The organism is Bradyrhizobium sp. BR 1433, from assembly GCF_051547665.1.
In the GTDB taxonomy this organism is placed as follows: Bacteria; Pseudomonadota; Alphaproteobacteria; order Rhizobiales; family Xanthobacteraceae; genus Bradyrhizobium; species Bradyrhizobium australafricanum.
Map to the genome: position 1 here is coordinate 7,155,276 of NZ_JBPUGG010000001.1, position 19,400 is coordinate 7,174,675.

Sequence of the window (19,400 nt, forward strand, 5' to 3'; positions counted from 1 at the left end):
CACTCATCCTTTCTCGACAAAATATTGCGACATCTCGGCAAGCCGGCCTTCGGTCTCCTCCAGCTTGCGTTTTGCGCTCGCGCCGCCCAGCGTAAAGGCGACGGCCGCCAGCGACTGGGCGACTGCGATCGCGCCGGTCAGGCTCGGGAAGAAGCCGGGCGAGGAGGCGGCCTCGAACAGCAGCAGATGATCGGCGCCTTCGGCCATCGGAGCTGTGATGGTGTCGGCGATCGCGATCAGCGCGGCGCGCGCCTGATGCGCGGCGCGCGCCGTCTCGACGCTGACCAGGGTGTAGGGCGCAAAGCCGATCACGACCACGGCGTCGCCTGAGCGGAAGGCGCCGTGGTCGAGATCGAACGGGCCGGAGCCGCCGACCAGTTGCACGGCATCGGGGCGGAACAGGCGAAGCTGATAGGTCAGCAGTTCCGCGACGCTGCGGCAGCTGCGAAACCCTGATATCCAGATCCGGTCAGCCGAGTGCAGCGCACGCGCGGCGTCCGCGATCGCGCTCGCTGAAATCCGCGCAAGGCCCGCGGTCTCGGCTTCCAATTTGTCGTGCACCAGTTTGACATCGGCATTTGGCCCGGCGCGGCGGCTCCTGGCGCGGCCGGAGAACGGCGAGCCCTGCGCCGGCCGGCGCGCCTCGGTGAGCGCGGCGCGCAATTCGTCCCAGCCGGAATAGCCGAGCGCCTTGGCAAGACGGGTGAATGAGGCAGGATCGGCGCCGGCGACGGAGGCGAGCTCGCGCATCGAGCGGGTGGTGGCGTCGTAATCATTGGCGGCGACGAACCGGCCGACCTCCTGCAAGCGCATCGGCAGCGACGGTAGTGCGCTGCACAATTCGTTCAGGGGCGATGGTTTCGGCTGAGCCTGGGCCATGAAACATATGTTGCACAAATATTAATTTGGTGCAACATATGACGCGCGCAGGATTTGAGGTTGACGCGTCTTCTTCACGCGAACCGGTACCCATCCCGGATCAAGTCCGGGACAGGCTTCGCTCGAAAACGCTCTTGCGCATGGCAGAAGATCGCTTCTCACTGGGGTCCTTGTGCTGTGACGACATCGACGCCGAAACGCCCTCCCGCCCGGCCCTGGCGGCTTTCGCTCAGCGATCCCCGCGTCGCGGGCCTGTTCTGGCAGATCCTTGTGGTCGCCATCGCGGTCGCCGTCGTCGCATGGCTGTGGTCCAACGCGGTTCATAATCTCTCGGTGCGGCGCATCTCGACCGGCTTTGCCTTCCTCGGCCGTGAAGCCGGCATGCCGATCGCCGACAGCTGGATCGACTACACGCCGAAGAACACCTATCTGCGCGCCTTCATCGTCGGCGTCGTCAACACGCTGCGCGTCGCGGTCATCGGCATCGTGCTGGCGACCGTGATCGGCACGCTGGTCGGCATCGCGCGGTTGTCGTCGAACTGGCTGCTGGCGCGGCTCGCCGCCGTCTATGTCGAGGTGCTGCGCGACCTGCCGCTGCTGCTGCAGCTGTTGTTCTGGTACGTGCTGATGCAGGGCCTGCCGGCGGCGCGCCAGGCCTGGAAGCCGGTCGATGGGGTCTACCTGTCCAACCGCGGCCTGGTGCTGCCGGCGGTGCCGCTGCATGAGGCCAATGGCTGGACGCTCGTTGCGCTGGTCGCCGGCGTGATCGTCTTCATCATCGTCAGGCGCCGCCTGATCGCGCAGCAGATGCTCGACGGCAAGGCGCGGCCGGCATGGCCCTACGCGCTCGGCCTCATCATCGCGCTGCCGGCGCTGGTGTCGTGGCTTCTGGGTGCGAGCTGGAGCGTCATGCTGCCCGAGCTGCGCGGCTTCAACTTCGTCGGCGGGCTGACCCTTGCGCCGGAATATTTCGCGCTGCTGATCGCGCTGGTCACGTATACTTCGGCGTTCATCGCCGAGATCGTACGCAGCGGCATCCAGGCGGTGCCGCGCGGCCAGTCGGACGCCGCCAAGGCGCTCGGGCTGAAGCGCAGCTTCGTGCTGCAACACATCGTGCTGCCGCAGGCGCTGCGCGTCATCATCCCGCCGATGACCAGCCAGTATCTGAACCTGACCAAGAATTCGTCGCTCGCGGTCGCGGTCGGCTACCAGGACATCGTCTCGATCGCCAACACCACGCTGAACCAGACCGGGCAGGCGATCGAGTCGATCGCGCTGATCATGATGGTGTTCCTCACCATCAGCCTCGGCATCAGCCTGTTCATGAACTGGTACAATGCGCGGATCGCGCTGGTGGAGCGCTGACATGAGCTCGGTCGCACACCTTCCGCAGGATCCGCTGCCGATCGGCCGGCGCCGCGCGCGGCGCACGCTCGGCGGCCAGATCGTGGCTTGGCTGCGCGCCAACCTGTTCGCGTCCGTGACGTCGAGCATCATGACGCTGCTGCTGCTGTTCGTGCTCGGCAAGGCGTGCATCGCGCTCTGGCAGTGGGGCATCGCCAACGCGGTCTGGATCGTCTCGGGCAACGACACCAGCGCCTGCCGCGCGCTGCGCGGCGTCGGCGCCTGCTGGGCGGTGATCCCCGAGAAGTACCGCTTCATCCTGTTCGGCACCTATCCGTTCAGCGAGCAGTGGCGGCCGGCGCTCGCGGTCGTGATCTTCATTGCGCTGTTCGTGATCTCGAGCCGCCGCAGCTTCTGGCGCAAGGAGCTGTTCCTGCTGTGGGCTGCGGCCTTGATCGCGATCGGGTGCCTGATGTGGGCGGCTTTCTCGGCATGTCCTTTGTCACGCAGGACCGCTGGGGCGGGCTGCCGGTGACGCTGATCCTGGCGACTTTCGGATTGGCGTTCGGTTTCCCGCTCGGAATCCTGGTCGCGCTCGGCCGCCGCTCCAAGCTGCCGGCGATCCGCTCGCTCTGCGTGCTCTATGTCGAGCTGATCCGCGGCGTGCCGCTGATCAGCCTGCTGTTCATGGCGAGCGTCATGTTTCCGCTGTTCATGCCCGACGGCGTCAACATCGACAAACTGCTGCGCGCCCAGATCGCTTTCATCCTCTATGCCGGCGCCTACCTTGCGGAAGTGGTGCGCGGCGGTCTGCAGGCGGTGCCGCGCGGACAATATGAGGCCGCCGACGCGCTCGGGCTGTCCTACTGGGAGAAGAACGCGCTGATCGTGCTGCCGCAGGCGATCCGCCACGTCATCCCGCCGCTGGTCAACACCTTCATCGCCTTCTTCAAGGACACCAGCCTGGTCCTGATCATCGGCATCTTCGATCTCTTGACCACCGCCAAGACCGCGATCGTCGATCCGGCCTGGCAGGCCTTCAGCGTCGAGGTCTATGTGTTCGTCGGCGTGATCTACTTCGTGTTCTGCTTTGCGATGTCGCGCTACAGCCGCGGCCTCGAGGTGCAGCGCGCGCACGGCTGAGGTGGTGATCACGTTCGAGCGCGAAGCCTCGACCTCTATGCGTTTGTCTGGGTCGCATCGCATTTTCCTTCGTCGCATGGGACGTTTTTGCAGCCTGCCGTGATGGATCGATCCGCTTTGCGCGGAACCTGATATGCCCCATCCGGACAAGCTTGAGAAAGTGGAAAACATCTCCGTGAGTGTGTGAACCCCGGCAGCGGCAACTTGCACTCATGTGATGCGATCACGCCGCATATGAGGAGATCGATGCCATGGCGCCCCCGAAACGCTCGCCTCACCCGATCGAGCGACCGCCAAAGGGCATGCCCGTCCCACGCAATTGGGGATTGATGCAAGGCGGCATTCCCTACCGGCCCCACGGGCCCGTCCGACCGGGAGATACCCGGCCCCAGGAAGACTGGCACACCGTCGCCGAGAAGTTCAGTGTCGGAGTCAAGGAGCTGATCTATTTCAACTTCATGACCGACGACCCCGATGTCGTGAACTGGTACCTCAGCCACTATGTGGGATGCGTCAAGGTCAGCCCTAGCGGCAACAATTGGATGTTCAGCAATTCGGCCAATCCCGGCATCATCTACATCCCGCCCGTCGATCATGATCCGATCGATTTCGAGGCCGAGGATATCTGCGTCTGAACTCCAAATGATGCCAAGACGTTTCTGATGCGCCTGCTTGCGCTTGCGCAGGGCATGAAGGGCTACAAGGGGCAGCGTATCAAAAAGCTCGTGCAAGTGATCCTGAACGCTGGATATCCGGCGTGCCTGGACCTCTGGTACTACAACGATATGGTCATGTCGGTGTATGTCGACATCAAGGAAGGCAACGCCAAGCGCCGCGAGATGATCAAGGCGACGCGCGGCGCGTTTCCGTTCAGTGGAGAGTCGGGTGTCTACGGGCAGCAGGGCAGCGAAGAGCGCCATCGCGGCATGTGGCAAATCCATCCGGTCAGAAGCCTGTTCACCGAATCTTGCGGCGCTTTCAATGCTCAGGCCATGAAGGACCGCTTGGAAGGCATCGACGAGGAAATGTACAGGGGCTGGTACGAGCTCGATATGGTATCCGCCAAGTCGAGCCAGGGCGGCGGCAGTGCCTTCGGAGAAATGGTCTGGGACTTTATCAACCATGTGAGGCTGTTGTCGGAAGACGAGAAGCACCTTTACTGGGCGTTTTCACAATAGCGGCCCATCGCTCGCTTGCCTCCCTCACATGCTGCATCCTTCGGTGCCGGCCTGTTCGCATCCGCAGCCGTGTGCTTTGATTTCTGGAGCGGCCTGTTCTGGCTTTAACGATGCGGCAACCAAGACTTGGCCGATGGTTGGCGCAAAGGCGCGGCTGGCACAGAGTGCACTAGGCGATGTTCCGCCCGTAACTTATCTTGAGCGCCATTGGATTCGCGAGCGCGCGCGATGACAGAAATCATTGTTCGCGCGGGCATCGTTCGATCTGGACTGAACGCAAATGCTGCCGTTGATTTGTTGATTTGGTTCGGCCCTGACAGGGCGTTACTTTGATTTTTGCCGTACGCCAATGGCCGAAGACAACGCCTCCTATCCCGAGAGTACCCGAAACCAGGTCCACGATGCCCTGCAAGGGTTTTCGACCGATGAGCTTCGCCAACTCCTGGCGGAGATCGAGCAACTCCTGAATGTTGAAGCCAAGCCTCGCCGACCGAGACTGCGACTGGCGGGAGGCACATACGTGAACGAGTATACCGCGCGCGCAAACATCGACCACTATCTGGATCTGCTGAAGCGCCCGGACGTTCCAACCAACACGAGATCGATGCTCAACAGGCGGCTGCTTGAGGAAGAAGACAAGCTCGGCCGCCGACACGAGCAACTGGAGTTTGCCGAAAGCAGGGCCGCAGCGTGCCGGGATCGCGCAGATCGCCAGCGGCGTCTGGCGGAATCGTTTGCCCCTGGTTCGGTTGACCGGGAGCAGGCCGAAAGGCTGCTGGTCAATTTCGAGGCGCTCGCGCAGTTCGTGGAGGGCTTTTGTCGCCAGATGCGCCACACCGTGAACCATAGTCCGCTTTAAGCGAGACGCCGCCTCGGTTCCGCGGGCTCCTCGTCATCACCATCGTCCAGCGTCCGGTCGACCCTTTGACCGCGTAGGCGCTTTGCCTCGGGGCGATGCCAAGCGACCGGGGGGTACGCTGTTCGTCGGCGTGATCTACTTCGTGTTCTGCTTTGCGATGTCGCGTTACAGCCGCGGCCTCGAGGCGCAGCGCCTGTCGAATTGAGGAGGCGTGATCATTCTTGGCAACAGCGCGGAAAGTCCCTGCCGCACCCGAATTGCTCGCGCTGCTGTTTCCAAGCCGTAAAGCCCAGCCTCAAATGGCAGTCCTCGTAGTAATACGCTGAATTCGCCTGCCGTCCGCCAAACCGGCGCAGTTTCGGTCCCGGCACTGTCCACGGCAGCGGACGACCACTGGCCTCCCGGCGCGCCACCAACTCGTCGTAGTATTGGACGTCGGACGGCTGAATTGAGGGCTGCAATTCATTGCGCAGATAATGTCCGCGTTGCCAGTTGTCGGCCACGCGCTTCATGAGATGCCATTTGCGCCGATAGCCGGAACTGAGTTGCGCCGGCTCCTCGTTGGCGAGCCCCAATGCCGCGATGAAAAAGTATTGCGCGGCCGTGCCGAGGTCGCAGTTCGGCTGCTCGAAGATCCATTCGATCACGCTATCCCGATCGTCGCTGTTGTGATCCCAGCTGTCGACGATGACGTGCCAGGTGTCGGGCGTCTGATCCTTGATCCAGAGCAGGAAGTCGTCGGGCTCGGTACTCAGCGCCGCATGCGGACACGGCCAATATTGCGACTTGAGTTCTTCGTCCGGCGCAGCCGCCTTTTTCTGGCCTCTTCCTGCTGTTGCGCCACGGCCTGCATGGCGTGAACGGCATGCCGACGCTGCCGCATCCGCTTTGCCGTCGCGGCGTCCAGCGGTCGCAAGAGGTAATCGACGTGAGCCTCGCTCTCGGGCTCGGGAGGCAGGAAGTAGACGGAAAGCGCTGCATCCAGGCGGACGATCGCGGCCGCAGGCAGCAACTGTATGGTGTCGCAGTACGACCCGATGGTCGTGTCGCGCATCCCGATGCGCGCAGCGCGCGCTTCCAGCTCGACATCCGCGAGGAAGTAGTCCCACGACAGCCCCTCGAATGGCCGGGTCGCAAGGCCTTGAAACGTAATGCGGCTCTGGATGGCGCTTCGGTGGAGCGCAAGGTTTTCGTCGGACAGTCCCACGCCGCCACCGGATTGAGCCTGATCTCGAACTTCGTCGCCTGTCATACCGGCCTCATTGGAATTTGCCGTGGCATTCTAGGCATCAGATGTTGATCGATCCTGAGTCCGCAGCGTCGATTTCTGCGTTTCTGGAACGGGACTATTGACCGATGTAGCCCGGGCGGCCGGCGGAAACGTCTTGCCATACCGTGCCGGACCTATTTATGATCATAAAATGGATAAATCGGCTCTCCCGTCCCTCGACCCCTCGCGCCGCGCCTCGATCAAGCGCAAGCGCTCGGACGCGGTCGCCGACCTGATCCGCAGCCACATCTTCCAGGCCGGCTTGCAGCCAAATGACCGGCTGCCGCAGGAGGGCGAGTTGATCGAGATGTTCGGCTGCAGCCGCTCGACCATCCGCGAGGCGCTCAAGTCCCTGGAGGTGCAGGGGCTGGTGCAGAACACCACCGGTCCCGGCGGCGGCGCGCGGGTGGCGCCGGTGTCGATCAACCGGATCGTCGGCCTGCTCAGCAACTACTTCTATTTCCAGTCGACCAGCACCGCGCAGATCTACCAGATCCGCCGGCTGATCGAGCCGGAGCTCGCCTTCAGCGTGATCGGCCACCTTACGGCGGAGCATTTCGCCGCACTGGAAAAGGCGATCGCGGTCCAGGAGCATCATCCCGACGGCGATGCCGATTGGGAACATCATCGCCACGCCGAGATCGATTTCCACGACATCCTGATCGAGGCCTGTCCCAACCCGCTGCTCGGCCTGATGTGCCGGTTCGTCAACGAAGCCATCAGGCATCTGATCGGCAAGCTCGGCGTGCAGGAATTCGCATCCAGCTTCACCTGCGAGAATATCGATTTTCACAAGCGTCTGCTGGCCGCGTTCCGCTCCGGCAATGCCGTGCGCGCCCGGCGCGTGATGCTCGATCATGTACTGAGCGCCGAAGCGGTGGTCGTTCCCGCGGAAGACCGGCGCATCGATCTGCCCGTCTTTCATCAGCCGTTGCGGCTCGATTGAACCGCATCGGCCGACTGCTGCATCACGCCCTGGAGAAAACGACAATGGACACGCGGCGCGAGAATGAGTTGTGGAGCTGGTCGGCCGTCGATCTGGCGCGTGCGATCGCGACGCGCGCGATCTCCAGCCGGGAAGCCGTGCGATCCAGCCTCGATCGCATCGCCGAGGTCAATCCGGCATTGAACGCCATTGTCGCTGTGCTCGGCGACGAAGCGCTGGTTGCCGCGGACGCGGCGGACGCCGCGGTGAAGTCTGGCGCGGAGCTCGGCGTGCTGCACGGCGTTCCGGTCACCATCAAGGTCAATGTCGACCAGCGCGGCTGCGCCACCACCAATGGCGTGGTTGCATTCCGCGACGTGATCGCCACCGAGGACAGCCCGGTGGTCGCGAATCTTCGCAAGACGGGCGCCGTCATTGTCGGGCGCACCAACACGCCGGCCTTCTCGCATCGCTGGTTCACCAACAACGACCTGCACGGCGCGACCTACAATCCGTGGAGCCGTCGGCTGACGCCGGGCGGCTCCAGCGGCGGCGCCGCATCGGCCGTCGCCTCCGGCATGGGCGCGATCGCGCACGGCAATGATTTCGGCGGCTCGATCCGCTATCCGGCTTACGCCTGCGGCGTCGCCGGCCTGCGTCCGACGCCGGGTCGGATCCCCGCGTTCAATCCGTCGGCAACCAGCGACCGTCCGATCACCGCGCAGATGATGTCGGTGCAGGGGCCGCTTGCCCGCTCGGTCGCGGACTTGCGCATCGGCCTCGCCGCAATGGCACAGGCAGACGCGCGCGACGGCACCTGGCTGCCGGTGCCGCTGCAAGGTCCAGAGCTCAAGCGTCCAATCGGCGTCGCGATCGCAGCGGCGCCGTTCGGCGACGAGGCGCCGGAGGTGAGCGCGGCGGTGCGCGCTGCCGGGCTCTGGCTCGCGGAGGCCGGCTTTGCCGTGGAGGAGACCGTGCCGCCGCGAACTCGCGGAGGCCGCTGATCTCTGGCATCGCCTCGTCATCAATGAGGAACGGCGTGTGCTGGCGCCGATGATCCACAAGTTCGGCGACGATCGGAGCCGCTACAATCTCGAGTGCCATATCGCCTACGCGCCCGAGCTCGACGGCGATCAGGTGCTCGCCTGCTTCGAGCAGCGGCTGGCGATCGTGCGGGCCTGGCAGCTGTTCCAGGAGCGCTATCCCGTCATCATCCTGCCGGTCTCAGCGCAACTGCCGTTCCGTTTCGATCAGGATCAGGAAGACGCGGACGTGGTCTGCGCGCTGCTCGACGCGCAGCGGCCGCTGCTTGCGGTGCCCGCGCTCGGCTTTCCGTCGGTCGTGGTGCCGACCGGGACCGCCGAGGGCGTGCCGGTCGGCGTGCAGGTGATCGCCGGCCGCTTCCGGGAAGACGTCTGTCTCGCAGTGGCCGAGTTGATCGAGGCGCGCGCATCCAAGCTGACGCCGATCGACCCGCGAGACTGAACCAACAACAAGCACTGAACATCATGGGAGAACATCACGTGACGAATGCACCGATCTGGCAATGGTCCGCCGTCGACACGGCCGCGGCGATCCGAAACAACGAAGTGACTTCGGAAGAGGTGGTTCGCGCCCATCTCGACCGCATGCGGGAAGCCAATCCGGCGCTCAACGCCGTCGTGGTCGATCTCGGCGCGTCGGCGATGCAGGCGGCGAAGGCCGCGGACGAGGCGCTGGCCGCGAGCAAGCGCGGAGGCGGCGCCGTCGGGCCGCTGCACGGCGTGCCGGTCACGATCAAGATCAACATCGACGTCGAGGGCCAGGCCAATTCGAACGGCGTGGTGGCATTCAAGGACAACATCGCGCCGGGCAACTCGCCGGTGACGGCCAATCTCAAGAAGGCCGGCGCCGTCATCATCGGCCTCACCAACACGCCGGAGTTCTCGCTGCGCGGCTTCACCGACAACCCGCTGCACGGCCTGACGCGCAATCCCTGGAATGCCGACGTGACCTGCGGCGGATCCTCGGGTGGCGCCGGCGCGTCGATTGCCGCCGGCATCGGCACCATCGCACATGGCAACGACATCGGCGGCTCGCTGCGCTGGCCGGCGCATTGCAACGGCATCGCCACCATCAAGCCGACCCAGGGCCGCATTCCGGCATTCAATCCGAGCGCGACCGCGGAGCGGCCGCTGATGGCGCAGTTCATGTCGTCGCAAGGGCCGCTGGCGCGCCACGTCGCCGACGTGCGCCTCGGTCTCGAGGTGATGGCGCAGCGCGACCCGCGCGATCCCTGGTACGTGCCGGCGCCGCTGACGGGGCCGAAGCCGGCGGGGCCGATCAAGGTCGCGCTCGCAAGGATTCCCGAGGACATGGCGACCGATCGCGGCGTGATTGCGGTCCAGCGCAAGGCGGCGGATCATCTCGCCGATGCCGGCTATGCGGTCAGCGAGGTCGAGGTCCCCGACCTCAACAAGGTCTGGCAGCTCTGGTGCGACCTGATCATGACCGAGACCCGCGTGTTGCAGCAGGACCAGATGCTGGCGATCACCAGCGCCGACTTCCAGAAGACGTTCCGCGGTTTCATGGCGCTGGCCAACCCGCTCGACCAGGCCGGCTACATGAAGGCGATCGCCGAGCGCTCGCGCCATATCCGGAACTGGATGACGTTCCTCGAGCAGTATCCGCTGGTGCTGATGCCGACCACCGTGCGCAAGACGCCGGAGGTCAATGCCGATCTCGGCGGCGATCAGCGCGTCAAGGATTTGTTCTGGAACGACCTGCGCTTCATTTCGTCGATGAACGTGCTGGGGCTGCCGGCGGCCGTGGTGCCGGTGGGCCTCGATGAAGGATTGCCGGTCGGCGTCCAGATCGTCGGCTCGCGCTATCGCGAGGACATGTGTCTCGACGCCGCCGAGGCGATCGAACGCAAGGCCGGCGTTCTGGCACGGCAATTGTGGCAGCGGCGCTGAGGCGATCTCGACGCCACCACGCATTATCCATTCGTATGATTCAACGCACGCCGCGGCGAAATTTCGTCGCGGCGTTCGCATGATCGGAAATGCGAGCGTGCCGGGGTCCAGCTGCGTTCCTTCTCCCGGAATTTCTCAACGGCATCGCAGAGCGCCATGCCGGCGACGGGGTTGTCGGCGGTCCCTGATTGCTTCAGGAGTTCGTCCGAAACGTCGAAACCCCTGGGAACGAAATGTCCATCACGAAACGCTCGCATGTCCTGGTCGCAATTGCCGTGTGTCTCTCATTTGCGGCCGGCGCTGCCCGAGCGGACGATGGCGTGCTGCGGGTCGGCATCATCACCGACATGAGCGGGCAATATTCCGACGGCAATGGCCCGGGATCGGTGATCGCGGCACAGATGGCGGCGGAGGAAATCGGCGGCACGGTCGCCGGACGCAAGATCGAGATCATTTCGGCGGATCACCAGAACAAGCCTGACGTGGCGACCGGCATCGTGCGCAACTGGATCGACAACAAGGGTGTCGACGTGATCGCCGAAGGCGTCAATTCCGCGGTGGCGCTCGCGATCCAGACCGTGACGCGCGAACGCAAGAAGCTGTTCCTGATCTCGGGCTCGGGCTCGTCCGACCTCACCGGCAAGCAATGCTCGTCGACCAGCGTGCAGTGGACTTACGACACCTACGCCTCCTCGAACGCGACGGCGAAGGCCGTGGTTGCGCGCGGCGGCACGCCCTGGTTCTTCCTGACGGCGGATTATGCGTTCGGCCAGGCGCTGGAGCGCGATGCCAGCAAGGCCGTGACATCGGCCGGCGGCAAGGTGCTGGGCGCGGTCCGCCACCCCTTCGACACCGCCGATTTCTCGTCCTTCCTGCTGCAGGCCCAGTCCTCCGGCGCCAAGATCCTGGCACTCGCCAATGCCGGTTCCGACTTCCGCAACGCGGTCTCGCAGGCCGACGAGTTCAACATCCGCGCCAGCATGCAACTCGTCGCGCTGCAGGTGACGCTCACCGACGTGCCCGCGCTCGGCCTCGCGCATGCGCACGACCTGCTGTTCACCGATTCCTTCTATTGGGATCGTACGCCCGAGACGCGCGTGTTCGCCCAGGAGTTCTTCAAGCGGCACGGCGCGATGCCGACGGCCTATCAGGCCGGCGTCAACTCGGCGCTCAGGCACTACTTCAAGGCGGTCGCCGCCACCAACTCGGTCGATTCGGAAACCGTGATCGCGCAGATGCGCAACACGCCGGTCAATGATTTCTTTGCCCAGAACGGCCTCGTGCGCGAGGACGGCCGGATGGTGCACGACATGTACCTGATGCGCATCAAGAAGCCGGACGAGTCCAAGAGCAAGTGGGACCTCTACGAGTATCTCGCGACGGTGCCGGGCGACCAGGCCTTCCGTCCGCTCGATGAGGGCGGCTGCCCCTACGTTGCCAAGTCGCACTAGCCCTGTCAGAAATTTGCATCGAGCCCTCGCGTGAGTTTTTCTCCTATCATGCGCGAGTTTTGATCGGTTGTCCGGCGCCGATCCTGACGATACGTTCGGATTGAGATCAGTCTTAGTTGGCAGATCATGCTCCTGCGCGGTTCCGCGCGAACCGCGGGCTTGCTGTGCGTTGACGTCGCTGAGACCTGCTCGTCCGCCCGGCAAGACCGGGCGCAGAGACGATCTGGACAGGAGACGCAGCGACATGACGGGCGACACGGGTGTTCGGGCTGGCCAGTGCCATTGCGGCGCGGTGCGTTTCGAGGTCACGCTCAGCGACGGCTTCAATTCGATCCGCCGCTGCACCTGCTCTTACTGCCGGATGCGGGGCGCCGTCGTTGCCATGGCGGAAATGGGCGGGATCAAGATCCTGCGCGGCGAGGATGCGTTGACAAGCTACCGCTTCCACACCGGATCGGCGCAGCACTTCTTCTGTTCGCGCTGCGGAATCTACACCCATCATCAACGGCGATCGAACCAGAACCTGTATGCCGTCAACGTGGCCTGCCTGGACGGCGTAAGCCCGTTCGACTTCCGAGAGGTGCCTGTGATGGACGGCGTCAATCATACCAACGACACCGGCAAGCCGACGCGCCGGGCAGGCACACTCCGCTTCATCCCGGCCGACTAACGATCGCTGTCGGCCGACGCCCGCCCGGCTCGTCGCGGGGTGTGGCAATTGAATCGGGACCTATCTTCATTGTCGTCCCGGCGAAGGCCGGGACCCATAACCACCGTTGCAAATTGCTGTACAGCGTTGGAACGACGAGTCCCATCCACATGATCCGCCGCGGCGTATGGGTCCCGGCCTTCGCCGGGACGACGATTGTGGATGCAGGCCGGCCACACATGCGGTAAGTCCTGGCTTTCGCCAGGACAACAGCCGTGATGAAAATGAGTTGTTCGCGTATATCCTCTGCGTTGGATACCGTAGCGGCGAGGACGTCAACTTCAATCACGAGGCACCATGACCAACACCATCGAGGCTCCCGACGGCGGCTACCGCTTCATGCCCGGCGTCAGCCAGTATTCCTGCGGCATCGGTGCGCTGCCCGGCTTTGCCATCGAGCGCGTCAGGTTCTCTGAACCGGTGCCGTTGGGCGCGGGTTTTGCAAGGATTGCCGACATCATCAAAGCGGCGGGCCGTCCGCTGACGTCATTCGGTGCCTGTGAGCTGCGTTCCCCGGCACCGTTCACCGAGGACGGGTTCAGGGCCTTCAACGAGATCTACATCAAGACACTGGTCGCCTGGGGCGTGATGCGGGACGGCGTCAATCCGGTGGCGCGCAGCAATGTCTGTCCGAAGCTCGATCCGCCGGGCGAGCCGAGCTTTCACGCCTTCTGCTACACGGTGCCTGCCGCCAAGGACGAACCAACCAGCTTTGTCGTCGCCGGCAGCGGTGAGTCGGTCGAGGGCAAGGCCAATTACCGCGATCATACCGTAGCTCTCGGCGACACCAGCCCGGCCGGCCTGCTGGCGAAGGCGAAATTCGTGGCCGACGAGATGGAACGCCGGATGAGCGCGTTCGGCGGCCGTTGGCAGGACACCACCGCGGTGCAGCTATACACCGTGCACGACGCCTATCCGGTGCTCGAAAGCGAACTCGGCCGCCGCGGCGTGCTGCGCAACGGCTTGACCTGGCATTTCGACCGGCCGCCGGTGGTTGGGCTCGACTTCGAAATGGATTGCCGGCGCGTGCATCGCGAGCGCGTGGTGTGACGTGTCGGTCGCGTGACGCATCAAAAGCGCGTGTGGGTGGATGTGGAAGCGTGCGCCCTTTCTTGACACGGATCGCGCGAGCCGTTTCCCTTCGCCATCGACGTCAGCGGCTGGGTGAACGCGGGTGCAGAACGAATCTGTGATCAGGCGGCGTGATCTGCTGGCGCTGATTGGCACCATTGCCGGCAGTTCGGCGATGTATCACGCGATGACGAGCCTCGGCTTCGCGTCCGAATCCGCCTACAAGGGGCCGCTGAAGCTCGCAGGCGATGTGAAGGGCGCCTCGGTGCTGATTCTCGGCGCGGGGCTTGCCGGGATGACGGCGGCGCTGGAGCTGCGCAAGGCTGGCTACAAGGTCCATATCCTCGAATTCAACAGCCGCGCCGGCGGCCGCAACTGGTCGATCCGCGGCGGCGACAGTTTTGTCGAGCTCGGCGGTTTCAGGCAGACCAGTCAGTTCGAGCAGGGGCTCTATCTCAATCCCGGCCCGTGGCGGATTCCCTATCATCACCGAGCGCTGCTCGATTACTGTCGCCGGCTCAATGTGACGCTGGAACCCTTCATCCAGCTCAATCACAACGCCTATCTGCACGCGACGCGTGCATTCGGCGGCAAGCCGCAGCGCTTTCGCAGCATCAAGGCGGATTTTCAGGGCGGGGTCTCGGAGCTGCTCGCAAAGGTCACCCAGCAGGGCCGGCTCGACGAGACCGTGGGCAAGGAGGATCAGGAGATCCTGCTGCAGTCGCTGCGCGACTGGGGCGCGCTGGATCGCGACTACAAGTACAATGCCAACCTCGTGTCGGCCGAGTTCCGTGGGTATGCGCGCGATCCCGGCGGCGGGTTGATGGGCGATCCGCTGCCCAGCGAGCCGATCCCGCTGCAGGAGCTGCTGCGGTCGCGGATGTGGCGCTATCTGCAGACCTTTGCGCGCTACGATTTCCAGACCACCATGTTCCAGCCGGTCGGCGGCATGGACATGATCGGCAAGGCGTTCGCGCGCGAGGTCGGCGATCTCATCCGCTATGGCGCGAAGGTGACGCAAATCCAGCAGAACGGCTCCGGCGTCACCGTGAGCTACGTCGACACTGCCAGTCCATCGACGGTGCAGCAGGCCACCGCCGACTGGTGCATCTGCACCATCCCGTTGCCGATCCTGAGCCAGCTGCCGGTCGATGTCAGCGCGCCGATGAAGAGTGCGATCGACTCCGTGCCCTATGCCGCCTCGGTGAAGATCGGCCTGCAGTTCAAGCGGCGGTTCTGGGAGGAGGATGACGCGATCTATGGCGGCATCAGCTATACGGACCTGCCGATCCGGCAGATCGCCTATCCGAACTATGGCTTCAACCGCGGCGGCCGCGGCATCCTGCTCGGCGCCTACATGTATGGCGGTGCCAATTCGTTCGAGTTCACCGCGATGACGCCGGCCGAGCGGGTCGCCAGCGCGGTCGAGTTCGGCGCGGCAATCCATCCGCAGTACAGAAACGAATTCGAAAACGGCGTCGCGGTGGCCTGGCATCGCGTGCCGTTCACGCTCGGCTGCGCCGGCGAATGGACCGAGGCCGCCCGCGCGCAGCATTACCGCAATCTCTGCCAGATCGACGGCCGTATCGTGCTGGCGGGCGAGCACGCCTCGCAACTGCCGGCCTGGCAGGAGGGCGCGATCCTGTCCGCGCTCGACGTCATCTCCCGGCTGCACGAACGCGTGGTGAAGACATGATGATGCGGACCGCAACATCCGTCATAGCTGCACTGGCGCTGCTGTCGGCGACGGCAGCCCTTGGGCAGGACAGCGGCGCGGGCAAGCGCACCTTCTCTTCGGGCTACCGCTTCGTCGAGATGACCGGCGAGGAGCTGTTTGCCAATGTGTGCCAGGGCTGCCACATGCCGGATGCGACGGGCGCCAGCGGGGCGGGCAGCTACCCGTCGCTGGCCGGCAACAGGAATCTCGAGGCCGGCAGCTATCCGGTCTTCCTGGTCATCAACGGCCGCCGCGGCATGCCGGCGTTCGGCGACATGATGACCGATGGTCAGATCGCCGCCGTTGTGAATTATCTGCGGACGCACTTCAGCAACAACTATGAGGACGCGGTGACGACCAAGGATGTCCAGGACGCCCGCCGCTGACAAAAACACTCGGGGAGAGTTTGATGAAATTCATCGATATCGCACTGGGCGCCGCGCTGTCGGCGATGGCGACCGCTGCCTCGGCTGACGTGGTCAGGCATCCGATTCCCAACTCGACCTTCCCGATCGCGCAGGCCGTGACCGTCACCGGCAACACCACGACCGTCTATGTCAGCGGCCAGGTGCCGCCGGCGATCAACAAGGACGCCGATCCGTCGAGCCCGCAGGCCTATGGCGATACCAAGACGCAGACCGTCGGCGTGCTCAACCGCATCAAGGGCATTCTGGAAGGCCAGGGCCTTGGCATGGGGGACGTCGTCAAGATGCAGGTGTTCCTGGTGCACAACGCATCCGCGCCGATGGACTTCAAGGCCTTCATGGAGGGCTACACCCAGTTCTTCGGCGGCAGCCAGCCGAATCTGCCGGCGCGCTCGGTGGTCGGCGTCGCGGCGCTCGCCAATCCCGGATTCCTGGTCGAGATCGAGGTGATCGCGGCCAAGGATTCGAAATAAGGACTGCAAATAGCGTGCGCGAAACCGCGGAGCATGCGCGCGGAAATTGAAGGGCTCGCCGTCTTGCCAAAGCGCGTGTCGCCTGTCTGAATTCGTCTCCGATCAGGTGGCGGAATTCCGGGAGAGCATGATGTCGCACAAGGCTAGAGACACGGTTCGATCGCTGCGGCTTGCGGCGGCGCTCGGTCCGGTGCTGCTGGCAACCGGCGCCGCGGCGCAGGGGCTGACCGAGCAGCAGCAATTCGCCCGCGGCATCTACCAGGAGCTGGTCGAGATCAACACCACCACCGCGACCGGGGATACCCAGAAGGCGGCGGAGGCGATGGGCGCGCGGCTCCGCGCGGCGGGTTTCCCCGAGGCCGACGTGCACGTGTTCTCGCCGGCGCCGCACAAGGGCAATCTGGTGGCGCGGCTGCACGGTTCCGGCGCGCGCAAGCCGATCCTCCTGGTCGCCCATATCGACGTCGTCCCCGCCAATCGCGAGGACTGGTCGGTCGATCCGTTCAAGCTCACCGAGCAGGACGGCTATTTCTACGGCCGCGGTTCCAGCGACGACAAATACATGGCATCCGCCTTCATCACCAATCTGATCCGCTACAAGAAGGAGGGCTACAAGCCCGATCGCGACATCATTGTGGCGCTCGAGACCGACGAGGAGATCCTCGATGCCAACGGTCTCGGCATGCAGTGGCTGATCAAGAACCACCGCGACCTGATCGATGCCGAGTTCGCGCTCAATGAAGGCGGCGGCGTCGGTCTCAAGAACGGCAAGGCGATCCGCAACAGCGTGCAGACCAGCGAGAAGGTCTCGATCGGCTACCAGCTCACGGTGAAGGATCGCGGCGGCCACTCGTCGCTGCCGCGCAAGGACAATGCGATCTATCACCTCGCCGAAGGCCTGGTGCGACTCTCCAAATACGACTTCCCGATGAATCTCAACGAGACCACGCGAATCTATTTCACCAAGACCGCCGAGGTCGACACGTCGCATGCCGACGATATCAAGGCCATTTTGGAGCCGCAGCCCGACCCGGCGGCGCTGGCGCGATTGTCGGAGAATCCGGGTTATAATGCGCAGCTCCGCACCACCTGCGTCGCGACCATGCTGGAGGGCGGCCACGCCATCAACGCGCTGCCGCAGCTGGCGACCGCCAAGGTGAACTGCCGGATCCTGCCCGGCGAGCCGGTCGAGGGCGTGCAGGCGACGATCGAGCGCGTGCTCGCCGACAAGGAGATCGCGGTGGCTCCGACCGGCAAGGCCGTGCTGAGCCCGCCGTCGCCCCTCAACGAGGAGATCATGGGTTCGATCGAGAAGCTGTCGAAGGAGTTCTGGCCGGATGCGTCGATCGTTCCGGTCATGAGCACCGGCGCGACCGACGGCAGCTATCTGCGTAACGCGGGGATTCCGACCTATGGCCACTCCGGGCTGGCCGCCGATGTCGACGACAACCGTATCCATGGCAAGGACGAGCGCGTGCTCGTCAAGTCGTTCTACGAGGGCGAAGAGTATCTCTATCGCCTGGTCAAGATGCTCGCCGGCGGGAAATGATGGCTGACAGCAAGACAAGGACACGGGTTGCGGTCGCCGGCCTCGGCGCGATCGGCACCGACGTCGTCAAGGCGCTCGATCAGGGCATCGAGGGTCTGACGCTGGTTGCGGTGTCGGCGAACAGCCCAGACAAGCATCGCGGCTGGGTGGCGGAGCTCAAGTCTGCGCCGAAGCTGGTGCCGATCGAGCAGCTGGCCGAGATTGCCGACATCGTGGTCGAGTGCGCGCCGAACAAGCTGGTCCGCGCAATCGTGGCGCCGGTGGTCGAGCGCGGCAAGACCGCGGTCGTGCTCAGCGTCGGCGCGCTGCTGCAGAACGAGGACCTCGTCGATCTCGCGAAGGCCCATGGCGGCCAGATCATCGTGCCGACCGGCGCGCTGATCGGGCTCGATGCGGTGACCGCCGCGGCGATCGGGACCATTCATTCGGCGAGGCTGGTGACGCGCAAGCCGGTCGCGGGCCTCGTCGGCGCGCCGCATCTGGTCGAGAACAACATCCGGATCGAAGGCATCGCCGAGCCGCTGCGCATCTTCGAGGGCAGCGCGCGCGACGCCGCAAAGGGCTTTCCGGCCAACCTCAACGTCGCGGTGGCGCTGTCGCTGGCCGGCATCGGCCCCGACCGCACGAGGGTCGAGATCTGGGCGGATCCGACCGTGACCCGCAACACCCACCGGATCGAGGTCGATTCAGATTCCGCGCGGTTCTCGATGATGATCGAGAACATTCCCTCGGAGAACCCGAAGACCGGCCGCATCACCGCGCTGTCGGTGATCGCCTGCCTGCGCAAGCTGCGCGCATCGTTGCGGATCGGCACCTGATGAAGATTGCGCCCGACGATCTGTTCCTGGTCATCGACGTGCAGAACGATTTCTGCCCCGGCGGCGCCCTGGCGGTCGCGGACGGCGATGCCGTCGTGCCGGTGGTCAACCGGCTGGCCGGCCGCTTCGACCATGTCGTGCTGACCCAGGACTGGCACCCGGCGGGCCACAGCTCGTTTGCGACCTCGCATCCGGGCGCGACGCCGTTCTCCGCGATCGCCATGCCGTATGGGCCGCAGACGCTGTGGCCGGATCATTGCATCCAGGGCAGTGCCGGCGCCGCGTTCCATCCCGACCTCGCAATCGACCAGGCCGAGCTCGTGATCCGCAAGGGGTTCCGGGCCGCGATCGATTCCTATTCGGCGTTCTTCGAGAACGACCGCAAGACGCCGACCGGGCTCGCCGGCTATCTGCGCGAGCGCGGCCTCAGGCGCATCGTGATGGCGGGGCTCGCCACGGACTATTGCGTGCAGTATTCGGCGCTCGATGCGCGCCGGCTCGGTTTCGAGACCGCGGTGGTGCTGGCAGGCTGCCGCGCCATCGATCTCGGCGGTTCGCTTGCCGTCGCCACCGCGGCGATGCGCGCGGCCGGGGTGGAGCTTGTCGAGGAGCTCGTCTGAGCATCGCCAAAGAGG

Annotated in this window: 21 protein-coding genes and 1 pseudogene; 19 read left to right on the top strand and 3 right to left on the bottom strand. The window is 64.7% G+C overall.

Annotated elements, in window-relative coordinates; translation table 11 throughout:
• Positions 1–3 precede the first annotated feature (3 nt).
• Complete coding sequence (locus ACSKB9_RS34375) at positions 4–879, bottom strand: MurR/RpiR family transcriptional regulator (RefSeq protein ID WP_438078728.1); 876 nt, start codon at positions 877–879, stop codon at positions 4–6.
• 177 nt (positions 880–1,056) lie between these two features.
• On the opposite strand from ACSKB9_RS34375, the gene ACSKB9_RS34380 reads away from it, so the two are divergent.
• The 6 genes and pseudogenes from ACSKB9_RS34380 (at position 1,057) to ACSKB9_RS34405 (ending at position 5,608) form a co-directional block, all read left to right on the top strand.
• Entirely contained in the window at positions 1,057–2,244 is a 1,188-nt protein-coding gene (locus ACSKB9_RS34380; protein ID WP_438078730.1) for an amino acid ABC transporter permease, read from the top strand.
• A 1-nt stretch (position 2,245) separates the two neighbouring features.
• Positions 2,246–3,366 (top strand): annotated as a pseudogene (locus ACSKB9_RS34385) (amino acid ABC transporter permease).
• Positions 3,367–3,617: 251 nt separating this feature from the next.
• Positions 3,618–4,001, top strand: a complete 384-nt coding sequence (locus ACSKB9_RS34390; protein WP_438078732.1) for a hypothetical protein — start codon at positions 3,618–3,620, stop codon at positions 3,999–4,001.
• 27 nt (positions 4,002–4,028) lie between these two features.
• Entirely contained in the window at positions 4,029–4,544 is a 516-nt protein-coding gene (locus tag ACSKB9_RS34395) for a hypothetical protein (protein WP_438078734.1), read from the top strand.
• 349 nt (positions 4,545–4,893) lie between these two features.
• Positions 4,894–5,403, top strand: coding sequence for a hypothetical protein (locus tag ACSKB9_RS34400; protein ID WP_438078735.1), 510 nt, complete (start codon positions 4,894–4,896; stop codon positions 5,401–5,403).
• 82 nt (positions 5,404–5,485) lie between these two features.
• Entirely contained in the window at positions 5,486–5,608 is a 123-nt protein-coding gene (locus tag ACSKB9_RS34405; RefSeq protein ID WP_256520758.1) for a hypothetical protein, read from the top strand.
• A gap of 10 nt (positions 5,609–5,618) precedes the next feature.
• Here the strand turns inward: ACSKB9_RS34405 and ACSKB9_RS34410 are convergent, their stop codons facing one another.
• Both ACSKB9_RS34410 and ACSKB9_RS34415 read right to left on the bottom strand, forming a co-directional pair.
• Positions 5,619–6,158 (bottom strand): DUF4274 domain-containing protein, encoded by a 540-nt coding sequence (locus ACSKB9_RS34410; protein WP_438080525.1) that lies wholly within the window; start codon positions 6,156–6,158, stop codon positions 5,619–5,621.
• On the bottom strand, positions 6,155–6,655 hold the full coding sequence (locus tag ACSKB9_RS34415) for a hypothetical protein (RefSeq protein WP_438080663.1): 501 nt from the start codon (positions 6,653–6,655) through the stop codon (positions 6,155–6,157). The genes ACSKB9_RS34410 and ACSKB9_RS34415 overlap by 4 nt, the downstream gene beginning before the upstream one ends.
• A 169-nt stretch (positions 6,656–6,824) precedes the next feature.
• Here ACSKB9_RS34415 and ACSKB9_RS34420 point away from each other — a divergent pair, with 169 nt between their 5' ends.
• The 13 genes from ACSKB9_RS34420 to pncA all read left to right on the top strand — a co-directional run bounded on the left by ACSKB9_RS34420 (position 6,825) and on the right by pncA (position 19,385).
• A complete protein-coding gene (locus ACSKB9_RS34420) occupies positions 6,825–7,619 on the top strand; it encodes a FadR/GntR family transcriptional regulator (RefSeq protein ID WP_438078737.1) in 795 nt (264 codons plus the stop codon).
• A gap of 44 nt (positions 7,620–7,663) precedes the next feature.
• Positions 7,664–8,602 (top strand): amidase, encoded by a 939-nt coding sequence (locus ACSKB9_RS34425; RefSeq protein ID WP_438078739.1) that lies wholly within the window; start codon positions 7,664–7,666, stop codon positions 8,600–8,602.
• Between the two features lie 37 nt (positions 8,603–8,639).
• Positions 8,640–9,083 carry an amidase family protein gene (locus ACSKB9_RS34430; protein WP_438078741.1) on the top strand — a complete coding sequence of 148 codons (444 nt, stop codon included), beginning with the start codon at positions 8,640–8,642 and terminating at the stop codon, positions 9,081–9,083.
• 23 nt (positions 9,084–9,106) lie between these two features.
• Complete coding sequence (locus ACSKB9_RS34435; RefSeq protein ID WP_438078743.1) at positions 9,107–10,552, top strand: amidase family protein; 1,446 nt, start codon at positions 9,107–9,109, stop codon at positions 10,550–10,552.
• 233 nt (positions 10,553–10,785) lie between these two features.
• The gene (locus ACSKB9_RS34440) at positions 10,786–12,003 is read left to right on the top strand and encodes an ABC transporter substrate-binding protein (protein WP_438078745.1); all 1,218 of its coding nucleotides are present in this window, start codon (positions 10,786–10,788) and stop codon (positions 12,001–12,003) included.
• Positions 12,004–12,247: 244 nt separating this feature from the next.
• Entirely contained in the window at positions 12,248–12,673 is a 426-nt protein-coding gene (locus tag ACSKB9_RS34445; RefSeq protein WP_438078747.1) for a GFA family protein, read from the top strand.
• A 336-nt stretch (positions 12,674–13,009) separates the two neighbouring features.
• Positions 13,010–13,762 (top strand): 2-amino-5-chloromuconate deaminase CnbZ, encoded by a 753-nt coding sequence (cnbZ, locus tag ACSKB9_RS34450; protein WP_438078749.1) that lies wholly within the window; start codon positions 13,010–13,012, stop codon positions 13,760–13,762.
• Positions 13,763–13,886: 124 nt separating this feature from the next.
• Entirely contained in the window at positions 13,887–15,479 is a 1,593-nt protein-coding gene (locus tag ACSKB9_RS34455) for an NAD(P)/FAD-dependent oxidoreductase (RefSeq protein ID WP_438078751.1), read from the top strand.
• Positions 15,476–15,886: a c-type cytochrome gene (locus tag ACSKB9_RS34460; protein ID WP_438078753.1), complete on the top strand. Its 411-nt coding sequence runs from the start codon at positions 15,476–15,478 to the stop codon at positions 15,884–15,886. The genes ACSKB9_RS34455 and ACSKB9_RS34460 overlap by 4 nt, the downstream gene beginning before the upstream one ends.
• 23 nt (positions 15,887–15,909) lie before the next feature.
• A complete protein-coding gene (locus ACSKB9_RS34465) occupies positions 15,910–16,398 on the top strand; it encodes a RidA family protein (RefSeq protein ID WP_438078755.1) in 489 nt (162 codons plus the stop codon).
• A gap of 127 nt (positions 16,399–16,525) precedes the next feature.
• On the top strand, positions 16,526–17,947 hold the full coding sequence (locus ACSKB9_RS34470) for a M20/M25/M40 family metallo-hydrolase (RefSeq protein ID WP_438078757.1): 1,422 nt from the start codon (positions 16,526–16,528) through the stop codon (positions 17,945–17,947).
• Entirely contained in the window at positions 17,947–18,765 is an 819-nt protein-coding gene (locus ACSKB9_RS34475; RefSeq protein ID WP_438080527.1) for an aspartate dehydrogenase, read from the top strand. Before ACSKB9_RS34470 ends, ACSKB9_RS34475 begins: the two co-directional genes overlap by 1 nt.
• The gene (gene pncA / locus ACSKB9_RS34480; RefSeq protein WP_438078759.1) at positions 18,765–19,385 is read left to right on the top strand and encodes a bifunctional nicotinamidase/pyrazinamidase; all 621 of its coding nucleotides are present in this window, start codon (positions 18,765–18,767) and stop codon (positions 19,383–19,385) included. Before ACSKB9_RS34475 ends, pncA begins: the two co-directional genes overlap by 1 nt.
• The last annotated feature ends 15 nt before the right edge of the window (positions 19,386–19,400 follow it).

What these genes read in the sequence shown, in the direction of transcription:
- ACSKB9_RS34375 (WP_438078728.1), bottom strand. Translation starts at nt 879, where the DNA reads ATGGCCCAGGCTCAGCCGAAACCATCGCCCCTGAACGAATTGTGCAGC.
- cnbZ (WP_438078749.1), top strand. Translation starts at nt 13,010, where the DNA reads ATGACCAACACCATCGAGGCTCCCGACGGCGGCTACCGCTTCATGCCC.
- ACSKB9_RS34415 (WP_438080663.1), bottom strand. Translation starts at nt 6,655, where the DNA reads ATGACAGGCGACGAAGTTCGAGATCAGGCTCAATCCGGTGGCGGCGTG.
- ACSKB9_RS34470 (WP_438078757.1), top strand. Translation starts at nt 16,526, where the DNA reads ATGATGTCGCACAAGGCTAGAGACACGGTTCGATCGCTGCGGCTTGCG.
- ACSKB9_RS34425 (WP_438078739.1), top strand. Translation starts at nt 7,664, where the DNA reads ATGGACACGCGGCGCGAGAATGAGTTGTGGAGCTGGTCGGCCGTCGAT.
- ACSKB9_RS34395 (WP_438078734.1), top strand. Translation starts at nt 4,029, where the DNA reads ATGCGCCTGCTTGCGCTTGCGCAGGGCATGAAGGGCTACAAGGGGCAG.
- ACSKB9_RS34440 (WP_438078745.1), top strand. Translation starts at nt 10,786, where the DNA reads ATGTCCATCACGAAACGCTCGCATGTCCTGGTCGCAATTGCCGTGTGT.
- ACSKB9_RS34460 (WP_438078753.1), top strand. Translation starts at nt 15,476, where the DNA reads ATGATGATGCGGACCGCAACATCCGTCATAGCTGCACTGGCGCTGCTG.
- ACSKB9_RS34400 (WP_438078735.1), top strand. Translation starts at nt 4,894, where the DNA reads ATGGCCGAAGACAACGCCTCCTATCCCGAGAGTACCCGAAACCAGGTC.
- ACSKB9_RS34445 (WP_438078747.1), top strand. Translation starts at nt 12,248, where the DNA reads ATGACGGGCGACACGGGTGTTCGGGCTGGCCAGTGCCATTGCGGCGCG.
- ACSKB9_RS34420 (WP_438078737.1), top strand. Translation starts at nt 6,825, where the DNA reads ATGGATAAATCGGCTCTCCCGTCCCTCGACCCCTCGCGCCGCGCCTCG.
- ACSKB9_RS34465 (WP_438078755.1), top strand. Translation starts at nt 15,910, where the DNA reads ATGAAATTCATCGATATCGCACTGGGCGCCGCGCTGTCGGCGATGGCG.
- ACSKB9_RS34435 (WP_438078743.1), top strand. Translation starts at nt 9,107, where the DNA reads ATGGGAGAACATCACGTGACGAATGCACCGATCTGGCAATGGTCCGCC.
- ACSKB9_RS34475 (WP_438080527.1), top strand. Translation starts at nt 17,947, where the DNA reads ATGGCTGACAGCAAGACAAGGACACGGGTTGCGGTCGCCGGCCTCGGC.
- pncA (WP_438078759.1), top strand. Translation starts at nt 18,765, where the DNA reads ATGAAGATTGCGCCCGACGATCTGTTCCTGGTCATCGACGTGCAGAAC.
- ACSKB9_RS34390 (WP_438078732.1), top strand. Translation starts at nt 3,618, where the DNA reads ATGGCGCCCCCGAAACGCTCGCCTCACCCGATCGAGCGACCGCCAAAG.